Raw genomic sequence first — 17,437 nt, 5'->3', positions numbered from 1 at the left:
GCGCGTAGGAGGTATGCTCCTGCGATGGAGAAGCAGATCACCGCGTTCGCGGGCACGGCCCCGCGCGTCCCCACGTCCGAGCAGATCGTCCGGGCGCCGAAGGTGCTGCTGCACGACCACCTGGACGGTGGGCTGCGGCCGGAGACGATCGTCGAACTGGCCGCCGACTGCGGCTACCGGGGGCTGCCGACCACCGACCCGAAGGAGCTCGGGACGTGGTTCCGGGAGGCCGCCGACTCGGGGTCGCTGGAGCGGTACCTGGAGACCTTCGCGCACACCTGTGCGGTGATGCAGACCCGGGCGGCGCTGGTCCGGGTGGCGGCGGACTGCGCGGAGGACCTGGCCGCGGACGGCGTGGTGTACGCCGAGGTGCGGTACGCGCCGGAGCAGCACCTGGAGGCCGGGCTGAGCCTGGACGAGGTGGTGGAGGCCGTCAACGAGGGCTTCCGGATCGGCGAGGCGAACGCCCGGGCCCGCGGGCGCCGGATTCGGGTCGGGACGCTGCTGACCGCGATGCGGCACGCCGCCCGCTCGCAGGAGATCGCCGAGCTGGCCAACCGCCACCGGGACCGGGGCGTGGTCGGGTTCGACATCGCGGGCGCCGAGGCGGGCCACCCGCCGACCCGGCACCAGGCGGCGTTCGACTACCTCAAGGGCGAGAACAACCACTTCACCATCCACGCGGGCGAGGCGTTCGGCCTGCCGTCGATCTGGGAGGCGCTCCAGTGCTGCGGCGCGGACCGGCTCGGCCACGGCGTGCGGATCGTGGACGACATCACGGTCGGCGAGGACGGCCGGGTGCGGCTGGGCCGGCTGGCCGCGTACGTCCGGGACAAGCGGGTCCCGCTGGAGATGTGCCCGACCTCGAACCTGCAGACCGGCGCGGCGGCCTCGTACGCGGAGCACCCGATCGGGCTGCTGACCCGGCTGAAGTTCCGAGTCACCGTCAACACCGACAACCGGCTGATGAGCGGCACCTCGATGAGCCGCGAGTTCGCGCACCTGGTGGACGCGTTCGGGTACACCCTGGCGGACCTGGAGTGGTTCACCGTCAACGCGATGAAGTCGGCGTTCCTGCCGTTCGACGAGCGGCTGGCGATGATCAACGACGTGATCAAGCCCGGTTACGCGGGGCTGAAGGCGGAGTGGCTGTTCGGTCCGCGCGGCTGATCCGCGGCCGATCCGCGGCTGAGCTTCGGCCGACCCGCGGTGCCGCGCTCCGGAGGGATGGTCCGACTTATCACTCTCCGGAGTGGACGGGCTTTGGCTGGGGCGGCCTTCTCACTACGGTGGGCCGGTCACTGCTGACTCGGTGTGACGGCGACGTCCCCAACTCCCGGGTGACCGCCGCGCACCGGCCCGACCAGGACTGAGGACGCACACATGAAGCAGGCCACTCTCAAGGCCGCCGGCGCCGCCGCGCTCGGCGTCGCCTTCGCCGCCGCCGCCGCGGGCTCCGCCGCCGCCGCGCCGGTCGCCCCCGGCGGCCTCGGACTGCCGACCAGCGCGCTCACCAACCCCGGCGTGACCGGCGCGGCCACCGGCGCGGTGAGCAAGCTCCCCGGCGGCGACCAGCTCGGCACGGTGACCGGCACCCTCAACCCGGCCGCCGGCGCCCCGGCCGCCGCCCCCGTCGAGGAGCAGGCCCCGCCGGTCGCCGAGCAGACCGGCCCGGGCGGCGTCGACCAGGAGCAGGGCGCCCCGGTGGCGGCCAACCGGGTCGGCGGCCTGGACTCCGTCCCCGGCGGCCAGGGCCTGGCCAAGACCCCGGTCGGCGGCGTGGTCGGCACCCTGACCAGCCTGTCCCCGACCGGCGGCGGCGCCCCCGGCCTGCCCGGCCTGCCGGGCCTGGGCGGCTGACACCCGCAGCACGCACGGAACGGAGGGGCCGCCCCGCTGGGGGCGGCCCCTCCGTTCCGTGCGTGCCGGGCGCGGGCTCCCCGCGCCGCGGGCGGCTCACGGCTCCTGGGGGAGCAGCAGCCACAGGGCCAGGTAGACCAGGAACTGCGGGCCGGGCAGCAGGCAGGACACCAGGAAGATGATCCGGACCGTCCACGGGGTCAGCCCGAAGCGCTGGGCCAGCCCGGCGCAGACGCCGGCGATGACGCGGTGGTGACGGGGACGGGCGAGGCTGCTCATCGTCTCCTCCGAGGAGTGGGCCCGACCGGTCCGTCCGGCCGGGGCGATGCCTCCATCCTGCCGCCGTGACCTGCGCTTTCGCGTCCACCGGGAAGGCGATCCGGACCCTGGCGCGGCCCCCGTCCGGGAGGAGGTCGGACTCGGGGTCGGCTCCGGGTCCTCCCTGAGTTTGCCCGTCGGATTTTTCCGGGAAATGGTCAGTAAAGGAGAGGTAAAGATGATGGAGGCGGTGTCGGGAGCGCCCCGGGCCGCTGGAAGACTCACGCCTCCGATCGTCGTAGGAAACCAGGAAACAGGAAAAAAGCTCTGATGCGTGCGAACCGGCTGCTGGCCGTCACCGTCCTCTCCGCCCTCGGTGTCACCGGCCTGACGGCCTGCGGTTCCGACGGGACCAAGAAGGGCGACGCCGCGCCCACCGCCGCCACCACTGCGACCGCCACCAGTGCGACCGCCTCCGCCGCGGCCTCGAAGTCGGCGGCGGGCGGCGGCCTGGAGGCGCTGTCGGTGGAGCAGATCCTGGACCGGATGCGGGCCGCGAACGCGAAGCTCAAGAGCGTCAAGGCCGACTTCCAGGTGCAGGACTCGGACGGCGACATCAGCGGTGACGTCGCCTCCGACTCCGCGGGGAACTGCGCCGGCACCATCGCCATCAAGGACAAGGGCAAGGCGCAGATCCTGCGCACCGGCGGCAAGGTGTGGCTCAAGCCGGACGCCGACTTCATCAAGGTGGTCGTCCCCGGCGCCAACACCTCGGTCACCAACCTGATCGCCGGCAAGTGGCTGACCTCCAGCAAGACCGGCGACCTGGCCGACGGCTTCGGCGAGTTCTGCGACATGTCCCTGCAACTGCTCAAGAAGGCCGCCCTGAACGACGACGGCACGCCGGAGAACGACGGCACCAAGGCCGGCACCAAGCAGGTCGGCGGCGTCGAGGCGGTCGTCCTCCGGGTGAAGAGCAAGGAGAGCGGCGACCCGCTGGAGGTCGCCATCGCCAACGAGGGCGAGGCCCACCTGCTGTCCATGGTCAGCGGCGAGACCGGCAGCATGCAGTTCAGCGACTTCGACAAGCCGGTGCAGGCGGCCGTCCCGGCGGCCGACCAGATCATCGACCTGGACGCGCTCAAGACCGCGGCGGGCTGATCCCGCCGGCGGCTCAGCCCCGCGGCGCGGCCGGGGAGCGGAGCACCGGCAGCCCGGGGGCCGGGGCGGGGCGCGGACGCGTCCGGTCCCGGCCCGCCGCGCGTCCGGAGGCCGTCGTCGTCGCCGTCGGGTCGGTGGTCGTCGCCGGGTGCGGGGCGTCCCCGTCCGCCGGGGCCTCGATCCACGTCCCGGCGCGCTGACGGCGGTCCAGGGCGCGCAGCGGCGGCATCAGCAGCAGGTGGGCCAGCGCCGCGCCCGCGGTGCCGAGCAGCACGTCGTCCACGTCCAGGACGTGGCCGGGCGCCCAGCCCCCCAGGATCTCCAGGGCGGTGCCGAGCAGCGCGGCGGCGCCCGCGGTGCGCAGGAAGGACAGCAGCCGGGAGCGCAGCGGCGAGCCCACCGCCAGCGGCAGCAGCACCCCGACCGGGGCCAGCGGCAGCACCCCGGAGCCGAGCCGGCGGGCGGCGGCGGGCGCGCCGAGGGAGAGCGCCTGGTGCACCGAGGCGAACGGGCTGAGGTTGGGCGGGCTGGTCCAGTCGCCCGGGACCGGCCGCAGGCAGAGCCACCCGAGCAGCAGCAGGTGCAGGCCCAGCAGCAGCCGGGCCGCCGTCCGCGACCGGTACGGCGCCGCCGGTCCGGTACCGGCCCGGCCGCTCGTCGGTCGGCGGGTCGGGCGGTCGTCGGCGGTCACGCGGTCGCTCGGTGCGGTGGTGGGCACACTGCGGAAGACGCAGGTTCCGTCCGGCCCGGTTCCCCGCGGCCCGGCCGTCCCCCGTTCGGCCGCGCCTCCGGGGCCGCTGTCCACCCCGCCGACCGGCCGGGCCGGCACCACGTCTATGCTCACCGCTCCGTGCGGGCGGCGCAGGTGCCGGTCGCGGAGGGCGAGGAGCGGTCGGATGGATCGGCGCAGGGTGTGGTGGGGCGCGGCGGTGGGTGGAGCGGTGCTGGCGGTGCTGGCGGTGGTGCTGTGGCCGACGGCGCAGGAGCCGGAGCGGCTGCCGGTGCGGGCCCGGGAATACACCGACACCCGGATCTGCCTGCTGGTCGACCGGGAGGGGGTCACGGGCGCCGCGGCGGCGCCGGTGTGGGCCGGGATGCAGGCCGCCTCGGCGCGCACCCACGCCCAGATCTCGTCGCTGAAGGTGACCGGTGACGGATCGCAGGGTCGGGCCGAGATCGTCGCCAACACGCTGGTGCAGCAGAAGTGCTCGACTGTCCTGGGGGCCGGGGACGTCGAGTCGGCGGCGCTGCGGACGATCGCGCCGGCCAACCCCGCGGTGCGGTTCGCGATCGTCGGCCAGGGCGGGTCCAGCGGGAACCTGGTCGTCCTCGATTCCGCCACGGATGTGCAGGAACAGGTGGACGAACTCTTGGCCGGTTAGTCCGATATGACAGCTTATATCTTTACATGACCCACATATGCCCAGGTCGGAGTGGTAAAGACCATCCCAAGGGAAGTAAAGATTCCTTCTTGACGCCTTGTCGACATGCAGACGGATCCGATGGGATGCGCGGGCACCGCCACCTGTGATCTGACTGGGGACACCCATGCCCGCGCGGCCCTCCCGCCCGTCCCGTCGCCTCCGCCGACTGCGCCGCCGCGTGCTGCGCTCGGTGGCGCTGGCCCTCCTGACCTCGTTCGCGCTGATGCTGACGACGGAACAGGCGATGGCCCAGGGCGCGACCCTGCCACCGCTCTCGGTCGCGCTGGCCCCGCTGCGCGACCTGTACGCCCGGGTCACCGGCGACGACCCCGCCTGGAGCGGGGTGCCCAGCCAGCGGTCCGGCACCGCGCACCAACACGACGGGTTCGTGCACGACACCCGGGCCGGCGGCGGCACCGGACGCGCGCCGGGCAAGGGCCGCGGCGAGCTGAACGAGGCGACCCCGGCCGGGCGGAAGTTCACCACCGGGTCGAGCGCGAAGCAGGGGCAGCACGGCTACGACCCGGCGACCAGCAAGCGGCTGGCCGGACGCTCCACCGCGAACTCGGACTTCTACCAGAACACGGACGGCACCTTCAGCCGAAGCGTCACCCAGGGTGTCACCAACTACCGTGACGCGAAGGGGGACTGGCAGCCCATCGACACCACGGTGGTGAAGGACCCCGACGGCCGCTGGCGCCAGAGTGCCAACTCGCTGAGCGTGGAGTTCGCCGCGAAGGCGTCCGACGGGGCGCTGGCCACCCTCGGCACCGACGCCGGCCACCAGCTCTCGTACGGCCTCAAGGGTGCCGCCCCGGTCCAGGGCACCGCCACCGGATCGACCGTCACCTACCAGGGCGCCCTGCCCGACACCGACCTGCAGCTCGCGCCGATGCCGACCGGCATCAAGGAGTCCGTGGTGCTGCGCTCGGCGGATGCCGGCAACAGCTGGACCTTCCCGCTCGACCTGAGGGGCCTCACCCCCGAGCTGAACACCGCCGGCGGCGTGGACCTGAAGGACGCCGCGGGCAAGACCGTCCAGAGCATCCCGGCCGGCTACGCCTTCGACGCGAAGACCGACCCGGTCTCCGGCGAGCACCCCAGCACCCACGCGGTCCGCTACGAGCTGGTCACCGACGGCGGCAAGCCAGCGCTGCGCACGACCCTGGACGCGGCCTGGCTGCACGACCCGGCCCGGGTGTTCCCGGTCACTGTCGACCCGTCGATCTGGGATCGGCCCAACTCCACCTACGTGGAGACCGGCGCGGACATCCCGCAGGCCGACCACTCGATGGAGCCCACCATCAAGGTCGGCTCCTACGACAGCGGCACGCACTCCGCGAACTCCTTCGTCCAGGACTGGTACGACGCCTTCGACGGCTCCGGCGTCTCGTTGGTCTCCGCCCACCTGTGGCTCTACGACATCTGGGCCTCCACCTGCACCCCCCAGTCGCTGTCCGTCGCCCAGGTCACCACCGCCTGGTCGCCCAGCACCACCGTCAGCTACCCCGGCCCGAGCCGCGGCGCGCAGATCGGCACCGTCACCCCGACCGTCAACAACGCCTGCAAGAACACCGGCGGCAGCTACACCGGCGGCGACTGGGTGATCGTCACCCTGGACAACGCGGCCGTGCAGAACTGGGCCAACGGCACCACCGCCGACTACGGCCTGGCGGTCTACGCGCCCACCAACGACAACCTGCACTGGAAGCAGTTCGGCTCGATGGCCAACCCCGGTATCGAACCGAAGATCGTCTACGACTACACCGGCAACGTGCCGCCGCAGGTCGACGCGACCTTCCCGGAGAGCGGCAACGCCGTCGACACCCTCACCCCCGAGCTACAGGCGTTCGGCGACGACGACACCACCACCTCGCTCCAGTACCGTTTCTACCTCTACGACACCGCGGGCACCCTGGTCGTCGACTCCGGCCTGACCGGCTCCGGCAACTGGACCGTCCCGGCCGGCAAGCTCACCTGGGGCACCAGCTACTACTGGACCGTCCAGGCGTACGACGGCTCCGTGTACTCCGGCGCCGCCCCCTGGTCCTCGCTCAGCGTCCAGGTGCCGCAGCCTGCACTGACCTCTTCGCTGTCGCAGAACGGCGACGCCCGCGGCTTCAACCCGGCGATCGGCAACTTCACCAAGTCGGTCACCGACGCCGACCTCACCGGCGCCGGGCCCGCCCTGGAGGTCAGCCGCGACTACAATTCCCGCGACTACCGCACCACCGGTGCCTTCGGCGCGGGCTGGTCCAGCGTCCTCGACTCCCGCGCCACCGAGCGGTACGACGCCACCGGCGCGATGACCGGCGTGGTCGTCAGCTACCCCGACGGCTCCCAGGTCGGCTTCGGCAAGAACGCGGACGGCAGCTTCTCCCCGCCGTCCGGCCGGTTCGCCACCCTGCGGAAGGTCGCCGGCGGCTACACGCTGACCGACAAGAACGCCTCCGTGTACAGCTTCGGCCAGGACCTCGGCAGCGGCGGCTACGGCATCAGCTCCGTCACCGACGCCAACGGCCGCGCCATCACCTTCACCTGGACGTCCGGGAAGATCTCCACGATGTCCTCCGGCGTCTCCGGCCGCCAGCTCCGCCTCACCTGGGCCACCCCGTCCGGCGCGGGCAGCGCCCACGTGGCCACCGTCGTCACCGACCCGGTCACCGGCACCGACCAGAGCACCGCGCTGACCTGGACGTACAACTACGCCGGCGACCGGCTCGCCTCGGTCTGCCAGCCCACCGACGCGGTGCACTGCAGCCAGTACGGCTACACCAACGGCTCCCAGTTCCAAACCCAGGTGCTGGACGCCGGCGCGAGCAACCTATGGCCGCTGTCCGAGTCGACCCCCGGCTCCGGCGCCGCCAGCGCGGTGCTCAGCAACGAGAACGCCGACCGGGCGACCTACACCAACGTCACCCTCGGCCAGCCCGGCCCGCTCACCGCGAGCACCGCCACCGCCGCCGGCTTCAACGGCAGCAACTCCTACGTCGAGATCCCGCGCAGCCTGGCCGGCAGCTCCAGCCAGTACACCGTCTCGATGTGGTTCAGGACCACCGCCGTCAACGGAGTGCTGTTCTCCTACTCGGTCCTACCGATCGACAAGGGCACCAGCCTCGCCCAGTACACCCCCTCGCTGTACGTCGACTCCAACGGCCGCCTGGCCGGCGAGTTCTGGTACACCGGCGGCCCCGCGCCGATGGTCAGCCCGAGCGCCGTCAACGACGGCAACTGGCACCAGGTCGTGCTGGCCGGTGCCGGTTCCAGCCAGAAGCTGTACCTGGACGGCACGCAGATCGGCTCCGCCACCGGCATGATCTCCCGCAGCTCCGGCTACACCAGCGCGCTGCAGACCCACACCTACGTCGGCGCTGGCTTCCTCGGCGGCAAGTGGCCCAACCAGCCGCACTACTCGACCAGCGACAACACCGGCTACGCGAGCTACTTCAACGGCACCATCGGCCAGGTCGCCACCTTCACGCGCGGCCTCACCGCCGCCCAGGTCGCCCAGCAGTACCAGGCCGGCAAGCAGACCGGCAGCCTGCTCACCGGCATCACCCGCCCGTCCGGCAAGCAGTTCGCCGGCATCCAGTACGACACCAACGCCGCGCTGGTCACCCAGGTCACCGACGAGAACGGCGGCGTCTGGAAGCTCGGCCGGCCGCAGATCACCGGCTCCAGCAAGGTCTACCGCTCGGCGGTGCTCGGCTCCGCGCCGGCTGGCTACTGGCGGCTCGGCGACACCGCCGGCGCGTCCACCGCGCTCGACGAGGTCAACTACGGCCGCGCCGCGTACAACAACGTGACCCTCGGCGCCGACGGCCCGTTCACCGACGCCAAGGCCGCCAAGTTCGACGGCAGTTCCTCCTTCGTCCGGCTGCCGGCCACGACCACGGTCGGCACCGCCGACAACTCGGTCGAGATGTGGTTCAACGTGCCGGCGGGCAACACGGCCGGCGGCGTGCTCTTCGACTACGCCGGTGCCGCGCTGAACGGCGGCGCGCCCCGCGGCAGCAGCTGGGTCCCGGCGTTGTACGTCGGCACCGACGGCAAGCTGCACAGCAAGTTCTGGGACCAGTACGCGACCGCCTGGCAGGTCGTCACGCCGAAGACCGTCAACGACGGCAACTGGCACCACGTGGTGCTCGCGGCGAATAGCGGCAAGCAGACGCTGTACGTCGACGGCGTCATGATCGGCAACACGACCGGCACCCGCACCACCTCGGCCTCGAGCTACGTGTACATCGGTGCCGGCGAGAGCTACAACTGGCCGAACGCCCCCGGCAACGAGCTCGGCTACTTCCCCGGCTCGATCGCCGAGGTGGCGTTCTACAAGTCCGAGCTCTCCGCCGCCGAGGTCACCGCGCACTTCCAGGCCGCGAGGAACTCCACCGGCCTGCTGCCGCTGCAGACCGTCCAGGTGGTCGAACCGACCGGCAAGACGCTCAGCCACGAGTACGACGTCACCAACGGCTACCGGGCCGTCGCCGACGTGGACGGCGAGGGCAACCGCACCTCGTACGGCTACGACACCGGCGGCTTCATGCGGACCGTCACCGACCCGAACGGCAACGTCACCACCACCGGCCACGACGTGCGCGGCAACACCGTCTCGGTGACGGCCTGCCAGAACCAGGCCGCCGGCCTGTGCTCCACCCGGTACTTCGAGTACTACCCGGACGCCACCACTGCGCAGCTCACCACCGCCGACCCGCGCAACGACGTCCTGCTGACCTCCCGCGACGGGCGCTCCGCCTCCGCGACCGACCCCACCTACCTGACCGGCTACGGCTACGACGCCAAGGGCAACCGAACCACCGTCACCACCCCCGTGGTGGCCGGCTTCCCGAACGGCCGCACCACCACGACCACCTACAGCGACGGCACCACGGCCTACCCGGCCGCCGACACCGGCAACGTCCCGGCCGGCCTGCCCGTCAAGGTCAGCTCGCCGGGCGGCGCGGTCTCCACCATCGCCTACCTGCACAACGGCGACATCGCGTCCACCACCATGGCCTCCGGTCTGAAGACCACCTACACCTACGACGGACTCGGCCGACCCACCGCCAAGACCATCGTCTCCGACACCTACCCGGCCGGCCTGACGACCCGGTACGAGTACGACGGCATGGGCCAGGTGGTGAAGGAGACCAGCCCCTCCACCACCGACCAGGTCACCGGCGCGGTCCACACCGCCGTCTCCACCACCGTTTTCGACGTCGACGGCAACCCGACCTCGCAGACCGTCTCCGACAGCACCGGCGGCGACGCCCCGCGCACCCGCACCACCACCTACAACGCGTACGACGAGATCGAGAGCCGCACCGACGCCAACGGCAACGCCGGCTACGGCAACGGCGCCACCGAGTGGATGGAGTACGACACCAGCGGCAACCTGGTCAAGCAGATCGACGGCGACGGCACCGTCCACACCTTCGGCTACGACTCCGGCGGCAAGCTGCTGACCCAGACCCTGGTCGGCTGGACCGGCGACCCGACCAACCCGTCCCCCGCCCGCGACCTGCCGCTGTCCGTCCGCCACTACGACCCGGCGGGCCGGCTCGACTGGATCAGCGACGCGATGGGTGACATCACCGCGTACACCTACACCGACGACGGCCTCACCGCCACCGTCACCCGCAGCGACCCAACCCGCGCCAACTCCTACGTGCTGCAGTCCAACCAGTACGACGGGGCCGGCAACCTGGTCCAGCGCACCAGCAACAACGGTGCCACGGTGGAGAAGTACCAGGTGGACGCGGCCTCCCGGACCACCGCCACCACCCTCGACCCGACCGGCGTCAACCGCACCACCACCGTCTCGTTCACCCCCGACGACCTGGTCGCCACGGTCAGCGAGACCGACTCCAGCGGGTACGACCGCACCACCGCCACCACCTACGACACCGCCGGCCGCGCGCGCAGCCGTACCGTCTACGGCGACTCCTCCGGCCACCCGAACGCCTGGTGGAAGCTGAGCCAGACCTCGGGCACCACCGTCCCCGACAACTCCGGCACCGGCTACACCGCCGCGGCCAGTGGCGTCACCTGGGCCACCGACGGCGGCGGCGTCACCAGCGCCCAGTTCGCCGGCACCGCCGGCCAGCAGATCGCCACCAACGGTCCGGTGCTCAACACCACCGCCGCCTACACCGTCTCCGCCTGGGTCAACCTCTCCTCGCTGCCCAACCACAACGCCGCCGTGGTCGCCCAGTCCGGCACGAAGAACAGCGAACTGTTCCTCGGGTACCACACCAACGGCACCACCGGCACCTGGGGCGTCTGGAACGAGACCAACGACACCACCAGCACCGGTTTCGTCTACGTCGACGCGCCCACCGCGGCGAGCGCCAACACCTGGACCCACCTGGTCGGCGTCTACGACCCGACCAACGGCAGCCTCAAGCTGTACGTCAACGGCACCCTCGCCGCCAGTGGCACCAACACCACGCCCTGGCAGGCCACCGGCCAGTTCACCATCGGCCGCGCCCTGTGGCTGGGCAACCCCACCGACTACCTGCCCGGCCAGGTCCGCAACGTCCAGGCCTACCAGCGGGCGCTGCCCCCCGACGAGGTCTCCGCCCTCTACGCGGACGGCCGCACCGGCGGCACGGTCGGCTCCAACAGCGGTGCCACCACCTGGTACGACTACGACCAACGCGGCCTGGTCACTCACCTGCAGGACCCGAACGGAGAGTCCTACGACTACGAGTACGACGAGGCCGGCAACCGCACCGTCGACTCCGCCCCCACCACCAGCGTGGAGCGCGTCGGCGGCAACGCAGTCCAGGCCTCGCCGACCGCCGTGAGCGGCTACAACACCTTCGGCGAGGAGGCCGAGGAGCTCGACCCGAACGGCTACGTCGTCAAGCACACCTACGACGCCAACGGCGAGGAGACCTCCACCACCGACCCGACGTATACCCCGCCGGGCTCCGCCACCCCGATCACCGTCACCACCACGCAGACCTATGACGCCGGCGGACAGGTCGTCAAGGCGACCAGACCCGACGGCAAGTACAGCTCCTTCGTCTTCGACCAGCGCGGCCGCCTCGTCCGGGAGACCACCCCCGACGGCCGGCAGACCGGTTACGGCTACGACGATAACGGCGAGCGCCTGTCCGTCACCGACGCCTCCGGCGCCGTCCGGCAGGCCACCTACGACTGGATGGGCCGCCAGGTCACCGCCACCACCCTGGAGCGCTACCCCACCGCGCGGACCCTCACCAGCACCACCTCGTACGCGACCACCCTCGGCAACCCCTACGGCGCGTTCGTCTCCGCGCAGACGTCCCCCGACAACCGCACCACCAACTACAACCACAACCGGATCGGTGAGCTGACCTCGACCACCGACCCGGCCGGCAACACCACCCAGTACGGCTACAACTTCGCGGGTGACCTCGCGAAGACCATCGCCCCCGACGGCAGCCGCACCGAGACCGGCTACAACGTGCGGAGCCTGCCGACCTACCACCGGGAGTACGACACCGCCGGCACCCTGCAGGCGACCACCTCCACCGTCTACGACCCGGTCGGCAACCCGCTGTCCGTCACCGACGCGGCCGGCCGCACCTCCACCTTCACCTACGACACCAACGGCCGGATGGTCGGCGAGGTCCAGCCGGCCACGGCCACCACCTCGATCACCACCTCCTTCGGCTACGACGCGGCCGGCCACCGCACCCGCTTCACCGACGGCCGCGGCAACACCTGGAAGTACGGCTACAACTCCTGGGGCAAGCGGGAGACCGCCACCGCCCCGGCCACCTCCCAGTACTCCAGCGCCGCCGACAGCACCACCACCTACGGCTACGACCAGCTCGGCCAGCTCACCCAGGTCACCCAACCCGGCGGCGTCACCCAGACCATGACCTACGACGACGCCGGCAACCTGCTCACCCAGGCCGGCGCCGGTGCCGACGCCGCCACCGCCACCCGCACGTTCACCTACGACGCGCTCGGCCAGGTTAAGACCGCCGCCACCTCGGCGGCCGGCACCGTCGGCCAGACCGGTTACCAGCAGGCCACCAGCGAGAGCTTCGGCTACGACGACCGCGGCGACCTGCTCACCGCCGGCGGCTCCGCCGGAACCAGCAGCTTCGCCTACACCAACGACGGCCTGCTGAGCTCCCGCACCGACGCTGCCGGAACCACCGGCTACACCTACGACAACGCCGGCCGGCTCGCCACCGTCGCCGACCCGGCCACCGGCAACACCCTCACCCTCGGCTACAACACGCTCTCCCAGCCGACCTCGATCACCTACGGCGCCTCCGGCCAGACCCGGACCTTCGGGTACGACAACCGGCACCGCCTCAAGACCGACACCCTCACCAAGGGCGCCTCCACCCTCACCTCGATCGGCTACGGCTACGACGTCAACTCCAACCTGACGTCCAAGACCACCACCGGCGTGGCCGGCGCCGCCGCCAACACCTATACCTACGACTGGGCCAACCGCCTCACCTCCTGGAACAACGGCACCGCCACCACGGCGTACGCCTACGACGCCTCCGGCAACCGCATCCAGGTCGGCTCCAACGTCTACACCTACGACCAGCGCGACCAGCTGACCTCCGACGGCCAGCACACCTACCAGTACTCGGCCCGCGGCACCCTGACCAAGGACACCGCCTCCGGCCAGAGCTCCACCTACGCCACCGACGCCTACGGGCAGCAGATCGTGGCTGGCACCCAGACCTACACCCTGGACGCCTCCGGACGCCTCATCACGTCCACCGGCGTCGGCGCCCGCACCTTCCAGTACTCCGGCGGCGGCGACACCGTCGCCTCCGACGGGTCCTACACCTACACCTGGGACGCGGAGGGCGGACTCGTCGCCGTCAACGCCGTCGGCGGCACCGCGACCACCGCCCGGTTGGTGGTCACCGACCAGCACGACGACGTGGTCGGCCAGTTCGCCACCGGCTCCACCGTCCTGACCGGCTCCCGGACCTACGACCCGCTCGGCTCACAGACCGCGGCCAGCGGAATGATCGGCAGCCTCGGCTTCCAGTCCAGCTGGACCGACAGCGCCACCAGCAAGGTCGACATGGGCTCGCGCTGGTACAACCCCGGCAACGGCCAGTTCCTCAACAAGGACAGCGTCGAGCTCAACGCGGCCCCCACCTCGGTCTCCGCCAACCCCTTCGCCTACGTCAACGACAACCCGCTCGGCGGCAACGACCCCGACGGCCACTGCTCCTGGTACGACGTCGTCTGCGGCACCAAGAAGGCCGCCTCCGCGGTCGCCTCCACCGTCTCCAGCGCCTGGAACGGCGCCAGCTCCTGGGTCTCCTCCGCCTCCGACTGGATGGAGGAGCGGGCCGAGCGGGCGTACCACTACGTCGCCCAGGTCGCCCAGGAGGTCGTCCAGACCGTCCAGCGCGCCGTCACCACCGTCGTCCACCAGGTCGCCGACGTCAGCCGGCGGGTCTACCGAACGGCGAGACGCGTCTACCGCAACGCGGCGAGAACCGTCCGACGCGTCGTCAAGACCGCCGTCCACGCGGTCCGCACCGCGTACCACGCCGCCGCCAAGGCCACCACGCACGTCGCCCACACCGTCGGCAAGGCCGTCGTCCATGCGGCCAAGGCCACCGGGCACGCGGTCGCGCAGGGCGCCAAGGCCGCGGTGAAGTTCGCCAAGGAGAACGCCGCCAGCGCGGTCTCCGGCCTGGTCTCCGGCGGAGTCTTCCTCGGTTGCGAAGCCGCCCTCGGCGTCTTCACCGCCGGAGTCGGCGCCGTCGCCGGTGCCGCTGGCTGCGGAGCCCTGGCCGGCGCCGCAGGCGCGGCTGTCGACCAGACCTTCAAGTGCCAGAAGGGCGAGCCGGGCGCCTGCTCGCTCTCCGCCTTCGGCACCGCCATCGCCATCGGCGGCATCGGCGGCGCGGTCGGCGGAGCCCTCGGCGGAGCCTTCGGCGGCAAGCTCGCCTCCTCCGCGGTCGGCGACCTCCTCCCCGCCTTCGCCACCAACGCCATCGAGGGCGCCGCCATCGGCGGCGCCACCGGAGCCGTCACTGGTGCCGCCGGCTACGGCCTCACCTGCGGCAACGACTGCTCCTGGTCCGGCGCGGCCGGCGCCGGCGTCAACGGGGCGGTCGACGGGGCGATCGGCGGGGCACTGGGCGGGGGCGGTAGGAAGGGCTGTGGGGGCGCCCCGCACAGCTTCACCGCCGCAACGCCTGTCCTGATGGCCGACCGGACCACCAAACCCATCGGCGAGATCAAGGTGGGCGACCAGATCACCAACGCCGTCCCGGGTAAGGACGGCACCGAGACCCACACCGTCACCGACGTCATCGTCACCACCACCGACCACGACTTCGTCGACCTGAAGATCGCCTCGGTCACCGGTGCTGCGGACGGCGCGAGCACAGCCAAGGAGCCGGTCGGCGCCCTCACGAAGAAGGAGACCGCCACCGCCCCGAAGTTGGCCACCCGGGCCCTCCTCGGCCTGGCCGCCGGCGTCGCAGCCCTCGGTCTCGCGGCCACCGCCCCCGCCCAGCCGGCCCAAGCAGCCGAGCAGCCTGCCGCGGTCGCCACCTCGTCCGAGCTCACCACCACCTACCACCACCCGTTCTACGACGAGACCCAGCACGCCTTCATCGAAGCCAAGGACCTCGTCAAGGGCGACCTGCTCCAGACCCCGACCGGTCACGCCGTCGTCACGGACGTCCGCCTCTACCAGGCGAACACCACTACCTACGACCTCACCATCGGCGGCCTCCACACGTACTATGTGCAGGCTGGCCGCACCCCGGTACTGGTCCACAACAACAACCTGCCAGTTCCTCCCGGCGTCTGTCCGCGGCCCGCCGTTCCTTCGGGGAAGACTGCTGCACATGCAGATGATGCCAGTTTCCTCAGCGGATGGGCGTCCAAGCCGAAGCCAGATTCTGCATACACACGAGTTCATCCGTCGGAGGTTCTCCAGCTGACCGATGACATGGGGGCAGAGAGGACGCCGGCGGGTTTCCGGGATCATGGTGTTGACGGTCAGTACTTTGCTTCCCATGCAGAGCGGCAAGCGGCAGTCGGCCGACCGAACGAGCCGATTGAGGTCGATCGCGATATGTGTGACGACTGCATTGACTGGTTCAAAAAATTGGCTCAACATCGAGGTGTTCCTCAAAAAGTGACTGATCCAAGCGGTATCAACCACTTTGATGTCAATGGAAATTGGACGCAATCATAGGATGAATTGATGTTTGATGCGGGAGTGGTCGAAATCTGCCGTCCGTACCTCGATCTTGTTTCCGAAGAGGGTGAGTTCGACCACGCTTTTAGGCGTAGACTCCATGACGAGATCCAGGAATCCACTAGGTTGGATCATTGGGGTTCTTACCTGCGCCTCTCTGCGGCCTCTGCAGTGAAGGCATGGCCGATTTGGGAGAGCCGATTTCCTACCGGGCTTCCAGTCGCCTCTCCGATAGGGGGGGCGATTCCGGAGCGGCCGGAGCTGGACTTGACTTCGGAGCCGCAAGAGCTGGGTCGACTCAACACCTTCCTCGACAATAAGTTCCAATTGGGAGCGGATTACTTTCCGGCGATCTCGGCTGGATTCGCTTGTTGGGCAGTTAACCGGGATGTCATCGAGGGGGGCTTCTCGGTCGACCCTGATGCTGGTGACCTCGACATCGACCCGGAAGCCTGGGACCCGTCGCTCTACGCTGCCATTGCGATCGGTGGTGGTGCCGTCTGGGAGGAATCCGGCGACTCTGAGGCGCGGCGGAATTTCTGGTTCTGGTATCTAAGTGATGCCGTTCCCCGGTTCTACTCCGGGCAGTGACCCCCGTCAGATGTCGAGGCACCGCACTGGACACCCGCACGCGGGCATAGGATGACCAACTTTACGGACGAAGACAGAGTCGCAGGGGGTTGGTCGGCGGAGCCAAATAGAAATCGAGCCCTTGATGTGAGGCCACTCCTTGGCGTCTCCGATGCCTAGGAGTGGTTTCCTGCTCCCGGCCTCATCCAGCCGACCTGGCTGTACTCGGACCGGCGATATGCGTTCCGCATAAACAGCAAGGAAACCTATCATCCTCACTTCTTCCGCGATGTCCTGGAATTTGCGCGGGAATAGGAGGTCGAGTTCCTCGATCGGCCGAATCCGATGATCGTGCTGAGTGGCTTCTCGTCGGAGGGGTGGGGCTTCGACGCGGTAGGGCGCGTCAGGCCGCAGGCGCATCGCTTCCATGCGGAGGGCGCCGAATTTCACAACGCGGTTTTCGTGACTTCCTCGGCTTATTCTGAGGAGATCTCCGGCGTGGAGACCGCGGATCAGACAGCGGAGCGCTACAAGCGGATACTCAGGGCAGCGGATCTGGATCGATCGGCCAGCCCTTATGTGCTTTCCGGCTTCGACAGCCCGAAGTCCGATGCCGGGACCATCGGTGACCTTCCGCTTTTTGTTTCCTCCGACCGTCTGGCGCACGAGTTACGCGAAATGGGGGGTGTTCCGGACGCGTATCTGAAGCTGCGGGACCAGCGGAGTGAAAACTGCAGGATCGAGTGGTCCGACCAGTGGAGAATTTCCGGTCGTGATCGAAAAATATCGGTCACGGCGGACGAATTTCAGGACCGGTTGGACTCTGTAATCGACCGCTGAACTCCAATGCTCCGGCCGTGGATCGCGATCATAGTTGGTCGATTGATGCTGATCGTTGTCCGGTGGGCTGTGGACGTGCCGGTTCAAGTCCTCGAATCAGGTCCCGGTGCAGGCGGAGCCG

Annotated in this window: 9 protein-coding genes; 7 read left to right on the top strand and 2 right to left on the bottom strand. The window is 70.3% G+C overall.

What is annotated here, in order from left to right; all coding sequences use genetic code 11:
* Positions 1 to 24: 24 nt before the first annotated feature.
* Together QMQ26_RS13980 and QMQ26_RS13975 are read left to right on the top strand one after the other, a co-directional pair.
* A complete protein-coding gene (locus QMQ26_RS13980) occupies positions 25 to 1,170 on the top strand; it encodes an adenosine deaminase (RefSeq protein ID WP_282205908.1) in 1,146 nt (381 codons plus the stop codon).
* Between the two features lie 213 nt (positions 1,171 to 1,383).
* Positions 1,384 to 1,860: a hypothetical protein gene (locus QMQ26_RS13975; protein WP_100837940.1), complete on the top strand. Its 477-nt coding sequence runs from the start codon at positions 1,384 to 1,386 to the stop codon at positions 1,858 to 1,860.
* A 96-nt stretch (positions 1,861 to 1,956) separates the two neighbouring features.
* Here QMQ26_RS13975 and QMQ26_RS13970 read toward each other — a convergent pair whose 3' ends face one another.
* Positions 1,957 to 2,139: a PspC domain-containing protein gene (locus QMQ26_RS13970; protein WP_111556310.1), complete on the bottom strand. Its 183-nt coding sequence runs from the start codon at positions 2,137 to 2,139 to the stop codon at positions 1,957 to 1,959.
* A 309-nt stretch (positions 2,140 to 2,448) separates the two neighbouring features.
* Between QMQ26_RS13970 and QMQ26_RS13965 the strand changes: the two genes are divergently transcribed.
* Positions 2,449 to 3,279, top strand: coding sequence for a hypothetical protein (locus QMQ26_RS13965; RefSeq protein ID WP_100837942.1), 831 nt, complete (start codon positions 2,449 to 2,451; stop codon positions 3,277 to 3,279).
* A 13-nt stretch (positions 3,280 to 3,292) separates the two neighbouring features.
* Here the strand turns inward: QMQ26_RS13965 and QMQ26_RS13960 are convergent, their stop codons facing one another.
* Positions 3,293 to 3,970: a VanZ family protein gene (locus tag QMQ26_RS13960; RefSeq protein ID WP_282205907.1), complete on the bottom strand. Its 678-nt coding sequence runs from the start codon at positions 3,968 to 3,970 to the stop codon at positions 3,293 to 3,295.
* A 205-nt stretch (positions 3,971 to 4,175) separates the two neighbouring features.
* On the opposite strand from QMQ26_RS13960, the gene QMQ26_RS13955 reads away from it, so the two are divergent.
* The 4 genes from QMQ26_RS13955 (at position 4,176) to QMQ26_RS13940 (ending at position 17,316) form a co-directional block, all read left to right on the top strand.
* The gene (locus tag QMQ26_RS13955) at positions 4,176 to 4,661 is read left to right on the top strand and encodes a type 1 periplasmic-binding domain-containing protein (RefSeq protein ID WP_282205906.1); all 486 of its coding nucleotides are present in this window, start codon (positions 4,176 to 4,178) and stop codon (positions 4,659 to 4,661) included.
* A gap of 166 nt (positions 4,662 to 4,827) precedes the next feature.
* Complete coding sequence (locus QMQ26_RS13950; protein ID WP_282205905.1) at positions 4,828 to 15,903, top strand: LamG-like jellyroll fold domain-containing protein; 11,076 nt, start codon at positions 4,828 to 4,830, stop codon at positions 15,901 to 15,903.
* A 9-nt stretch (positions 15,904 to 15,912) separates the two neighbouring features.
* Entirely contained in the window at positions 15,913 to 16,497 is a 585-nt protein-coding gene (locus QMQ26_RS13945) for an Imm5 family immunity protein (protein ID WP_282205904.1), read from the top strand.
* A gap of 324 nt (positions 16,498 to 16,821) precedes the next feature.
* Positions 16,822 to 17,316 (top strand): hypothetical protein, encoded by a 495-nt coding sequence (locus QMQ26_RS13940; protein ID WP_282205903.1) that lies wholly within the window; start codon positions 16,822 to 16,824, stop codon positions 17,314 to 17,316.
* The last annotated feature ends 121 nt before the right edge of the window (positions 17,317 to 17,437 follow it).

It is taken from the genome of Kitasatospora fiedleri (assembly GCF_948472415.1).
GTDB classification, from domain to species: domain Bacteria; phylum Actinomycetota; class Actinomycetes; order Streptomycetales; family Streptomycetaceae; genus Kitasatospora; species Kitasatospora fiedleri.
This window is presented reverse-complemented; position numbering and strand designations above follow the sequence as displayed.

Bases quoted from the DNA above. Each gene is read 5' to 3' on its own strand.
- QMQ26_RS13980 (WP_282205908.1), top strand. From the start codon at position 25: ATGGAGAAGCAGATCACCGCGTTCGCGGGCACGGCCCCGCGCGTCCCC.
- QMQ26_RS13975 (WP_100837940.1), top strand. From the start codon at position 1,384: ATGAAGCAGGCCACTCTCAAGGCCGCCGGCGCCGCCGCGCTCGGCGTC.
- QMQ26_RS13970 (WP_111556310.1), bottom strand. From the start codon at position 2,139: ATGAGCAGCCTCGCCCGTCCCCGTCACCACCGCGTCATCGCCGGCGTC.
- QMQ26_RS13965 (WP_100837942.1), top strand. From the start codon at position 2,449: ATGCGTGCGAACCGGCTGCTGGCCGTCACCGTCCTCTCCGCCCTCGGT.
- QMQ26_RS13955 (WP_282205906.1), top strand. From the start codon at position 4,176: ATGGATCGGCGCAGGGTGTGGTGGGGCGCGGCGGTGGGTGGAGCGGTG.
- QMQ26_RS13950 (WP_282205905.1), top strand. From the start codon at position 4,828: ATGCCCGCGCGGCCCTCCCGCCCGTCCCGTCGCCTCCGCCGACTGCGC.
- QMQ26_RS13945 (WP_282205904.1), top strand. From the start codon at position 15,913: ATGTTTGATGCGGGAGTGGTCGAAATCTGCCGTCCGTACCTCGATCTT.
- QMQ26_RS13940 (WP_282205903.1), top strand. From the start codon at position 16,822: ATGATCGTGCTGAGTGGCTTCTCGTCGGAGGGGTGGGGCTTCGACGCG.